Here is a 9,781-nt window from a genome sequence, read left to right on the forward strand (position 1 = left end):
CCTTCTCAACCTCCCTCAACGTTCTAAACTATTCACAAAGTTATCATTTCAAACTGATCCGCAAGACTCCAATAATCACTAAAACGGTACCCAGGAACTGCCAAAGCCCAAAAGTTTCACCCAGCAAAAAGTACCCCATCACAATCGTGGCCACTGGGCCAACACTACCAATAATGGCCACATTGCTGGAGCCAATGATGCGAATGGCTTCACTCATCATAAAAGTTGGCAACACTGTGGAAAGAATGGCCATGATGATAGAAAGGACATACACTTGCGACGGAAAATTGAACAAGGCCCACTGGTAAATGATCCCGTGCTGCACAATCACGCCCACACTGGCCGCCAGCATGGCCAGACAGGTATAGCGCAACGACCCCACTTTGGTGATGTACTGACCACTACCCACCAAATAAATGGCATAGGTCAATCCGCTAAAAAAAATCAGGATACTGCCTAAGAATACATTACTACCGACACCCAATTGGTCGCGATCCAGAAAGGCCAAACTCACCCCGCCATAAGTCAAAGCCAAGGCAATCCATTGGATGCGGGTCACTGGTTTTTTCAAAAAAATGGCGTTGATGGCCAGTACCATGGTGGGGTATAAAAACAGGATCAAACGCTCTAATCCCGCCGTAATGTAAAACAAGCCCATAAAATCGAGCATACTCGCCAGGTAATAACCACAAAGGCCAAATAGGAAAATGGCAATCCAGTCGCGGGTGCTGAGTACCACGTGGCGGTTTTCCCGTAGGGCCTTTTGTTTGGCCCAAATGGCGATGCCCAGGAAAAAAGGCAGGGAAAAAACCATGCGCAGGGTGAGCAGAGAAATGCTATCGATCTCGTAGCGATAGGCCAATTTGACCAAAACGGCTTTGGCAGAAAAACAAAGTGCTGCAATCAAAACCAAAATAGAAGCAATGATGCGCCGACGTTGGGAAAAATTGTTGCTTAAAGCAGGTGCTGTGGACATGTGAGTGAGGGTTGAAAGGTTCCAGGGTTCGGGAGTTCGAAGGTTCCAGAGTTTGGGTTTCTGGGATAAAAAACAGCCTTTTTTGCGAACTGCTTGTGTGCAAAAAAGGCTCGTTTTCCAACCTTGAACTCGAGTGGGATTTTTCTTTCAACTCTATTTGGACGGAAATGATTCCCTCCGTCGAATGTTTTGATATTGGATTTACTGCTTAATTACTTTGTAAAGTGACCACTGCTTTTGCTGTCGGAGTTGTAAAAAATAAACCCCTGGCACCAAACTTGATAGGTCTAAAGAACTAGGGCTGCCTTTAATTTGGCGTACCACTTGCCCGAATGTATCACTCAACACAGCCGTGTACACCTCGGTTTGAGTCGTGTTTTGAATGTATAAAATGTCTTTGCTGGGCGTTGGAAAAACTTTGAATCGGGGGTCATCTACTAAAACTTCGGGAACACCAGTAACCAAAGTTGAAAAATCGGCTGTAAAAAAATCAAAAGAGTTGCTTCCTGGCAAAGCCAGCGTCTCCAAGCTACCCGTGCCTCTGTACACCCCTGCCAATTGCAATTGGCTACCCGCGCTGTAGGCTAAGCCTCCGCTATACAAGCCCCCCGCCGCGTCCAGTACCTCTAAGGAGATGGGCCGCCCAATGGTATCCAGTACCGCCAAAAACGAGCTAAAGCCATCGCTAGGATTGATGTCTTTTCCACCGTAGTTGAAACGCCCCAAGGTGTAGCCACTGAGGTAAATTTGATGGTTTTGCCACAAGAGTCGGGAGCATTCTTGCACTTGTTCGCCCGTGAATGTCCGTGCCCACAAAGGAGTACCCGAGGAGGAACAAGCCCCCAGGAACAAGTCGGAATTGCCATCCCGACTTTGGATACTCAGGCCATTGTCGAAGCGGATTACCCCCACGATATTGCCACAAAAATAGATGCGCCCTTTGTCATCGGTAGTGATGTCGATGGGCGTGGCATCGAATACGCCTCCAGCTTTACGTGCCCAGAGCACTTGCCCATCGGGGCCCCAGGCCGTTAGGAATAAATCCTGATCGGTAGTATTGGCAGTAAAAAGCTCATTGCCAAAACGTACACTTGCATCAAAGCTGCCCAAGCCCACTACGGCGCGCCCTGGCAATTCGGCAATGCCCGCCAGGCGGGTACTGCCCATCACCCCATGGTGTTGCAGCCACTGCAAACGCCCATCCGCTTCCAGGCGCATTAAGAACAGGTCGGTCTGCCCCCCTGCGGCCCATTTTTTGCCTTCCACAAAAAGGGTGTCGCCAAAAGAACCACTCACCCAAATGTTGCCATTGTCGTTGAGCAGCACATCACTGACACTTTTTAAACCCGAACCATCAATCACTTTCGCCCAGGACAATTGGCCGTCAGGACGGTAAGACAACACAAAAATTGCCTTGCCTGCATCGAGCGCGGACAGGGTTGTATCGGGCAAAACCAGCTCTCGCCAAAATACCCCAGCACACAACAAGCCACCATTGTTCAAGGGGCGCACCGCGATAATTTCTTCATCTAAAGGGCCACCGCCATGGCTGAAATAGCGGTATTGGGCACTACCTTTAGGGCGTTGCAAGATGACAAAATCGCTGCCACCCTGGTTATTGAGTTTGCGCCCGTTCAGCTCCATTTGCCCCTGAAAGGTAAAAGCTGTAGCGCAGTTGCCCTCGCTATTGCAATACAAATCGCCAGGATTTTCGTTGCCAGTGCCACCGAATGTCTGGAGATTTTGCCATTTTTGGGCGCAAATCAAGTTCGGGCACAAAAATGCCAGGCAAATGATCAACCCGATTTTTGCGATTCTGGAATCGGCGGCTATACGAATCATATTGGCTTGTCGTTAAGTTGTTCTAAAACAGAAACACTGCACCATGCATAAGTTCATCGAATATCGGCATTTTGCCCTAATCCTGCTGGTTTTTATGGTATTTGTCGGCTGTAAGAAAAAAGCGGACGATCAGGTTCTTGCTCAAAAAACGGGCAATGCCGTGCTGGACCAGCTCAACGCCCAAATTGAAAAGAGCCCGAAAAACGCCAATTTGTACTACGCTCGCGCTGAGCAGTACTTCGCCCTGGACGGTTTTGACGAAGCCATTGCCGACCTGAACAAGGCCATCAGCATCGACTCCAGCAAAGTGGACTATTACCACCTGTTGGCCGATGCGTACATGGATTATTTCAAAAGTTTTAAGGCGCTTAAAACCTTGGAGACGGCGGTGATGCGTTTTCCTCGGCGCATTCCCACCTTGCTCAAATTGTCGGAGTTTCAGATGATCCTGCAAATGCACAAGGAATCGATGAAAACCATCGATCAGGCCTTACAAATTGACCCTCAGAATGCGGAAGCCTTCTTCATGTTTGGGATGAACTTCAAAGAAATGGGCGACACTGCCCGCGCCATCAACAGTTTTCAAACCGCCGTTGAAAACGACCCCGATCTGGTGGATGCCTGGATCAATCTGGGGCAATTGCATGCCGCCCTGGGCAACGCCATCGCCGGGCGTTATTTTGAAACAGCTACCCGCATCGACCCCAAAAACGTAGAAGCGCTACATGCCCGTGGCTACTACCAGCAAAGCATTGGTGACCTGAAGGGCTCGCTGGCCACCTTCAACAAGATCAATCGCGTTGACCCCAAATACGCTGAAGGCTACTTCAATGCTGGGCTGCTGTTGATGGACATGGATTCTATTCCATCGGCTTACGAAAAATTTGATGCGGCCATTCAGGCTTCACCGGTACACATTCAGGCGTATTTCTATCGGGGCGTAGCGGCGGAAATTCTGGGTAAAAAACAACAGGCAAAGGCGGATTATGAGCAAGCGCTGAAGTTGGCTCCGGATTATACGAAGGCAAAGGAGGGGTTGGAAAGGGTGCGGTAGATTTTTCAAGAAACAATAAACACCAAAACAATCACCACCCAAATCAACCAAAACAAGTACACCACCAAATTTCGCTTTTGCCGCAAACGTTCACAGTAAGCATCCCCTTCCTCTTTCCAGGAAGGAACAGGCAGAAAATTCTCCCCACCAGTTCGCCACACCGAACCCATGGTGTCCTGCCAAAAATCGTGGTATTTGCCGCCGACGCGGCGCTTTTCCATCCGTACGGAAAGGTGCCCCATGAAGACCATCAGACCCAGAATAAACAAGATGATTAAGATTCGTATCAAAATGAGCATAGGAAGAAATTGTCGTTTGTAGCCCGAACAAAAAAACTTAAATAAAAGACCAGTTAACTTCCTACAAATCTACATTTTTTTAAGGCTTCGCATTCTTGATTAGTGGTTTTTTGCAGGTTTTCCGACCAATGCTTCCAATGCCCCAGCCAGTTCCAACCCGGCATTTTTTCCCTGGCCCTGGTAGCGCAATACCCCCTTTTCATAAAAAGCAACATCCAGCGTAGCCTGCATACTCTCGTTCACTTTGCCCGTCATTTGGCCACTGATGGGGGAAATTAAATTGGCCCCAGGGGCCGGGTGTGCCGTGATTTCAAGGCGGTTTTTGCGGTCAAAAAAAGCCAGTTTTACTTGATTTTCTGCCAGTTCCACCTGCATTTTGGCTCCAGTGTAGGTGGCAAAGCGATACAATTTCCCCTCCCACAAAAAACCAACAATGTAGCCGATAAAATGGCTGCCCAACCAGGGAATATGCGCCACCGAAGCCATAAGGGACATCGGTTTGGCACTGTCAAAATGGTTGCTTTGCATCCAAATCCAGGACTTGGGAAAGGACACTCCCCAGTCTTTTTCTACATAACCAATGCCCGCATTAAAATCGACCGCCTGACCATACACTTCCAATTGCCCTTGCAAACGATGGTGTACACTCACTACCCCGTGGTAACATTCCATAAAAGGCATAAAACTGAACCAGCCCATGATACCCGGCGCACCCAGCATTTTGGGCCAGGGATGTAGGTTTTGTAATTGGAGGGTGCCTTTTAGTTGGGGCAGGTTGAGGGTGATTTTTTCGGCAGAAAAAAAGTTATCGCCCAATTGGACTGCGAAACGCTCCGTACTGGGTTGGAATGCTTCAATGGGAAACTGGTGGTAATAAGCCTTGCATTGGATACCGTCCAGCACCTGTATAAACGCATGCGCCTGTCCATCCTGTCCATAACTCACGCCCGGGATCACCGCAAAAACCGCCTGACTGCTTGGGTCCACCAATTTGAAATACCAGCCTTCAAAATAGTTGCGCGTGCGCCCCCAGCCATGGTACATTTCGGGCTGCCAAAGGGCTCGCCAGCGTAGTGTTTGGTTTTGCATGGTGTTTTACATTTTCTTTAACCTGAAAGTACTGCGCTCCAATTTATGTTTATTCTAAACAATGATTTAACCTTTAGTTTACAATAACTTAAATTTGGTATTCCTTTGGTTAAGCCAGTATAAACTAATTTTGCTTTAATCGGATTACCCTAATAAATAAAAACACACACTCAATGAAACTAGGTTTACGACTATTGCCTTTCCTGGCCATGCTGTGTTTATGTTCAAACATTTACGCGCAACAAACTACTTCTTCCATCCAAGGTACTGCAACTTCTGAATCTGGCGAAGCCCTCGTGGGTGCCAGTGTAGTTGCCACGCACGTTGAATCAGGCACCGTTTATGGTGTGGATACTCGCGGAGATGGGGGCTTTAACATCCCCAACATGCGGGTAGGCGGCCCATACACGATTAAAGTGACGTATGTTGGCTTCAAAGATTTCCAACTCGATGGTGTTTTCCTGCAATTGGGTAGCAAATTCACCGTCAATGCCAAGTTGGCCGAAAATTCAGCGCTGTTGAGCGAGGTAGAAATCACCTCTAAGCGCTCTGATATTTTTGGAAAAGGCCGGACGGGTTCAGAAACCAACGTTGGTTCTGACGCACTGACCAAACTGCCTACCATCACCCGCTCGGCACAAGACTTCTACCGGGCTACTCCAGCTTCGGATGGGGTTTCTTTTGCAGGACGAAATGATCAGTTCAACAACTTCACCATTGATGGCGCCATTTTTAACAACCCCTTTGGTTTGGATGCCGCTACACCTGGTGGCCAGGCGGATGCACAACCCATCTCGCTGGATGCCATCGAACAAATTACCGTTTCCTTAGCGCCTTATGATGTAAGCCAGGCCGGTTTTACGGGTGCTTCCGTGAATGCGGTGACCAAATCAGGCACCAATACACTCAAAGGCTCAGTATTTGGATTTTTCCGCAACCAGGATTTGACGGGCGGAAAAGTAAGTGGAGAAAAAATTGTAGTACCCGATCTTTCTCAAACCCAGTACGGATTTGCACTGGGTGGCCCGATTATCAAGAACAAACTTTTCTTTTTTGCCAACGCAGAAATTGACAATCGTAGCGACATCGGTTCAACGGCGATTGCCGCTGCCGCAGGGCGAACGGGTTCCAACGTATCGCGGGTAGCCAAGTCGGATTTGGACGCGGTTTCCGAAGCTTTGAGCCGCAAATATCAATACAAAACTGGCCCATACGAAGACTATCTGCACAATACCAACAGCACCAAGGCCATCTTGAAGCTGGATTACCAAATCAGCAAAAACCATACCCTGACGGCAACCTACAACTTCCTGGATGCCTTCAAACAAAAGCCTGCGCACCCTTCGGCCATTGGTCGCCGAGGCCCTGACTTGACTACCTTGCAATTTTTCAATTCAGGCTATCAGATCAACAACAAGATCAATTCAGGCATCATCGAATTGCGTTCCTTATTTGGCAATTCTGCCGCCAACAAATTGCAAGTGGGCTACACCTCTTTCCGCGACGCCCGCGACCCTTTTTCAGAGCCTTTCCCGGTCGTCAGTATCGCTAAGGACGGGATTCGTTACATCGTAGCGGGTCACGAGCCCTTCTCGGTTTTTAACCGCTTGAACCAGGATGTGTTCCAGTTTACCGACAATTTCAACATCTACAAAGGCAAACACAACTACACCATCGGCACCAGTGTAGAAGTATTTAGTTTTGACAACTCGTTCAACCTGAATGCTTACGGAGGTACTTTTGGCCCGGATTACGTGAGCACTGCAGCCTTTTTGGACAGCGTAAACACCGGTGCTTTCGACAATGAAGTAGCGGGTGCCCGCGCTTTTGCGAATGCCAATGGGGGTGAAAACGGAACCCCGGGCAAGGGTTGGGCCCTGGCCGAAACCAACGTAGGCCAATTTGCCTTTTACCTGCAAGACGAATGGACGGTGAACAACAAATTCACCCTAACCTACGGCATCCGCATGGACATGCCTTTGTACTTCAACACGCCTGAAAAAATTCAGGAAAACATCGACCGCAACTGCTGCTATGATCCAACCATTACCTGGTACAATGAGCAGGGTGACCCTCAAAAATTTGACCATACCAAGCTACCAAAACAGGTACCTCTGTTCTCACCCCGGATTGGGTTCAACTATGATCTGAGTACCGATGATGGTAAAAGCGCTCAGTTGCGCGGGGGAACCGGCTTTTTCACTGGCCGTTTGCCCTTCGTTTGGATCGGCAACCAGGTGGCCAACCCCAACTTCTTCTTTTACAACTACACCGATCAGAACTTCAAGTTCCCACAAGTATGGCGCTCCAACTTGGGTTATGATCGCAAAATGGGCAATTGGGTATTCACCTTGGATGTCCTGTACACCAAAGACCTGCAAGCCGCAATGGTGCGCAACTACGGCTTGAAATTGCCAACTGGCCAGCTGCAAGGTCCTGACAACCGTCCGATTTACACCACAGCTGACCGCACCCTGGTTTTTGGTGGGGCCACCAACGCCTATGTGTTCTCCAACACCAACGTGGGGTACTCCTTCAATACCAGCGTACAACTGCGCCGCAATTTCAAAAACGGCCAGGTGATGTTGGGTTACAACTTCCTGGATGCCAAAGATGCCTCTTCGGTGGAAGCGGAAATTTCCAGTGACGCCTTCGACCGCAACCCGGCCATCAATCACGTGAACAATGCCCTGTTGGCGCCTTCTTTGTTTGGGGCCAAACACCGCATCATTGGTTCTGCCTTCAAAACGTTTGAGTACGGTGGCCGTTGGGCGACTACTTTGTCGACCTTCTTCCAGTATGCCCAAGGAGGTACAACTCAAAACGACAACGTAGCTGACTTCCGCTTCAGCTATACTTACTCTGGCGACATCAACAACGATGGTTCGGGCCTCAACGACCTGCTCTTCATCCCAACCGATGCGCAATTGAGCCAGATGAACTTCCAAACTGCGGCCCAGCGCGACGCCTTCGGCAGTTTCATCCGGCAAGACAAATACTTGAGTGCTAACCGTGGCAAGTACGTTGAAAAATACGGCATCCTGGCCCCTTGGTATTCACAGTGGGACATTCGCATCGCGCAAGACATGAAGATGGGAGATGGTGGCCGAGGCTTTCAGCTCAGCCTGGATATTCTCAACTTTGGCAACATGTTGAACTCTAACTGGGGCGTACGCCAATTGCCCGTGAATACCCAGCCATTGGGCGTAAGTGTGGCGAATGGAGTACCCACCTACTCCTTTGATGCTTCGCTCAAAAATACTTTCGCTGATGACTTTAGCTTGTTGTCGAGATGGCAGGCGAGAGTGGGATTGCGGTATACGTTCTAAGTCGCAGGCTGAAAATACTTTAGGAACGAGAACAAAATAAGTTACCGAATTTACCAAAGCTATTTTGAACTTAATCGAGTATCTTTTAAGGCGAATAGCAAGCCTATTTAACGAAAAAGATAGGAAGAATAAGTTTAAAAGAGCAAAGGTAAAACGGGAAGTTATTTTGTTCTCGTTCCTTAGGTAGGATTAAAGCGCTACTCACTGAGCTGTGGGTAGCGCTTTATTTTTCCCTAAATTCTCCCTAAATTCGCCCCTCATGGCCGTAAACGAAACTTATACCATTCACCTTCCGCAGTTCGAAGGCCCCTTCGACCTCTTGTTGTTCTTCATCGAACGTGATGAATTGGACATCAACGACATTCCTATTGCCACCATCACCGACGATTTTTTGGATTACCTGCACCACCTGGAGCAGCTGAACATCGATATGGCCAGCGAGTTCATCCTGGTGGCGGCCACCCTTTGCCGCATCAAGGCCAAGATGTTGCTACCACGCAAACAATTGGACGAGGCTGGCAACGAAATTGACCCCCGCGACGAACTCGTACAACGCCTGCTGGAGTACAAACGTTACAAAAGTGTGCTCGACGAAATGCGCGAAATGGAAGAGCACCGCGCCATGCAGGAAGTACGCGGCAACCTCACCCAGGAACTCCAACAAATTGCCACCAAAGCCTTGGTGGATACCGAGCTGGAATCGTTGACGCTCTTCCGCCTTTTGCGTGCTTTTGAAAGTGTGATGACGCGGTTTGAAACGCCCCAACCCAGGGCTGTGCACCAGATTGCCCGCTTCAACCACACCATTGAAGGCCAGCAGGAATTCATTTACAGCCGCATCAGCAATGGTCGCCGAGCCGATTTTGGATCCATCTTCGGGGAGTGCAAAGACCGCATTCATGCCATCATTACCTTTCTGGCCCTGCTGGATCTGGTCAATATGAGCAAAGTGAAAGTGCTACAAGGAGATGGGATGAATAATTTTTGGTTGGAAATGGCGCCTGAGGAAGAAATGGTTTCGGAGTGGGAGGAAGAGTAAAAGACGTTGATTAGACTTGAGGTTGATTAATTATCAGGCAATTGATTCATTGTCTAATGATTTTGAGTTAAGAGTTAAGAATACATGACTTAAGAGTTTAGAAGTGGGCTACCGCAGCGACTTAGACATGCAATGCTGAACAAGTCGCTGCGG

7 protein-coding genes are annotated in these 9,781 nt (G+C 48.8%); 3 read left to right on the forward strand and 4 right to left on the reverse strand.

Annotation, left to right across the window (positions count from 1 at the left end):
- Positions 1-43: 43 nt before the first annotated feature.
- The gene (locus tag ACEW9O_RS25475) at positions 44-976 is read right to left on the reverse strand and encodes a DMT family transporter (protein ID WP_373553046.1); all 933 of its coding nucleotides are present in this window, start codon (positions 974-976) and stop codon (positions 44-46) included.
- A gap of 201 nt (positions 977-1,177) precedes the next feature.
- Positions 1,178-2,818 (reverse strand): T9SS type A sorting domain-containing protein, encoded by a 1,641-nt coding sequence (locus tag ACEW9O_RS25480; protein WP_373553047.1) that lies wholly within the window; start codon positions 2,816-2,818, stop codon positions 1,178-1,180.
- Between the two features lie 43 nt (positions 2,819-2,861).
- On the opposite strand from ACEW9O_RS25480, the gene ACEW9O_RS25485 reads away from it, so the two are divergent.
- On the forward strand, positions 2,862-3,872 hold the full coding sequence (locus ACEW9O_RS25485; RefSeq protein WP_373553048.1) for a tetratricopeptide repeat protein: 1,011 nt from the start codon (positions 2,862-2,864) through the stop codon (positions 3,870-3,872).
- Positions 3,873-3,877: 5 nt separating this feature from the next.
- On the opposite strand, the gene ACEW9O_RS25490 is transcribed toward ACEW9O_RS25485, so the two are convergent.
- On the reverse strand, positions 3,878-4,171 hold the full coding sequence (locus ACEW9O_RS25490) for a hypothetical protein (RefSeq protein ID WP_373553049.1): 294 nt from the start codon (positions 4,169-4,171) through the stop codon (positions 3,878-3,880).
- A 99-nt stretch (positions 4,172-4,270) separates the two neighbouring features.
- Positions 4,271-5,260, reverse strand: coding sequence for a tocopherol cyclase family protein (locus ACEW9O_RS25495; protein ID WP_373553050.1), 990 nt, complete (start codon positions 5,258-5,260; stop codon positions 4,271-4,273).
- A 173-nt stretch (positions 5,261-5,433) separates the two neighbouring features.
- Here ACEW9O_RS25495 and ACEW9O_RS25500 point away from each other — a divergent pair, with 173 nt between their 5' ends.
- The gene (locus ACEW9O_RS25500) at positions 5,434-8,589 is read left to right on the forward strand and encodes a TonB-dependent receptor domain-containing protein (protein WP_373553051.1); all 3,156 of its coding nucleotides are present in this window, start codon (positions 5,434-5,436) and stop codon (positions 8,587-8,589) included.
- Positions 8,590-8,848: 259 nt separating this feature from the next.
- Positions 8,849-9,628: a ScpA family protein gene (locus ACEW9O_RS25505; RefSeq protein ID WP_373553052.1), complete on the forward strand. Its 780-nt coding sequence runs from the start codon at positions 8,849-8,851 to the stop codon at positions 9,626-9,628.
- The last annotated feature ends 153 nt before the right edge of the window (positions 9,629-9,781 follow it).

Origin of the sequence: Haliscomenobacter sp. (genome assembly GCF_041740695.1) — a bacterium.
Classification (GTDB): Bacteria; Bacteroidota; Bacteroidia; order Chitinophagales; family Saprospiraceae; genus Haliscomenobacter.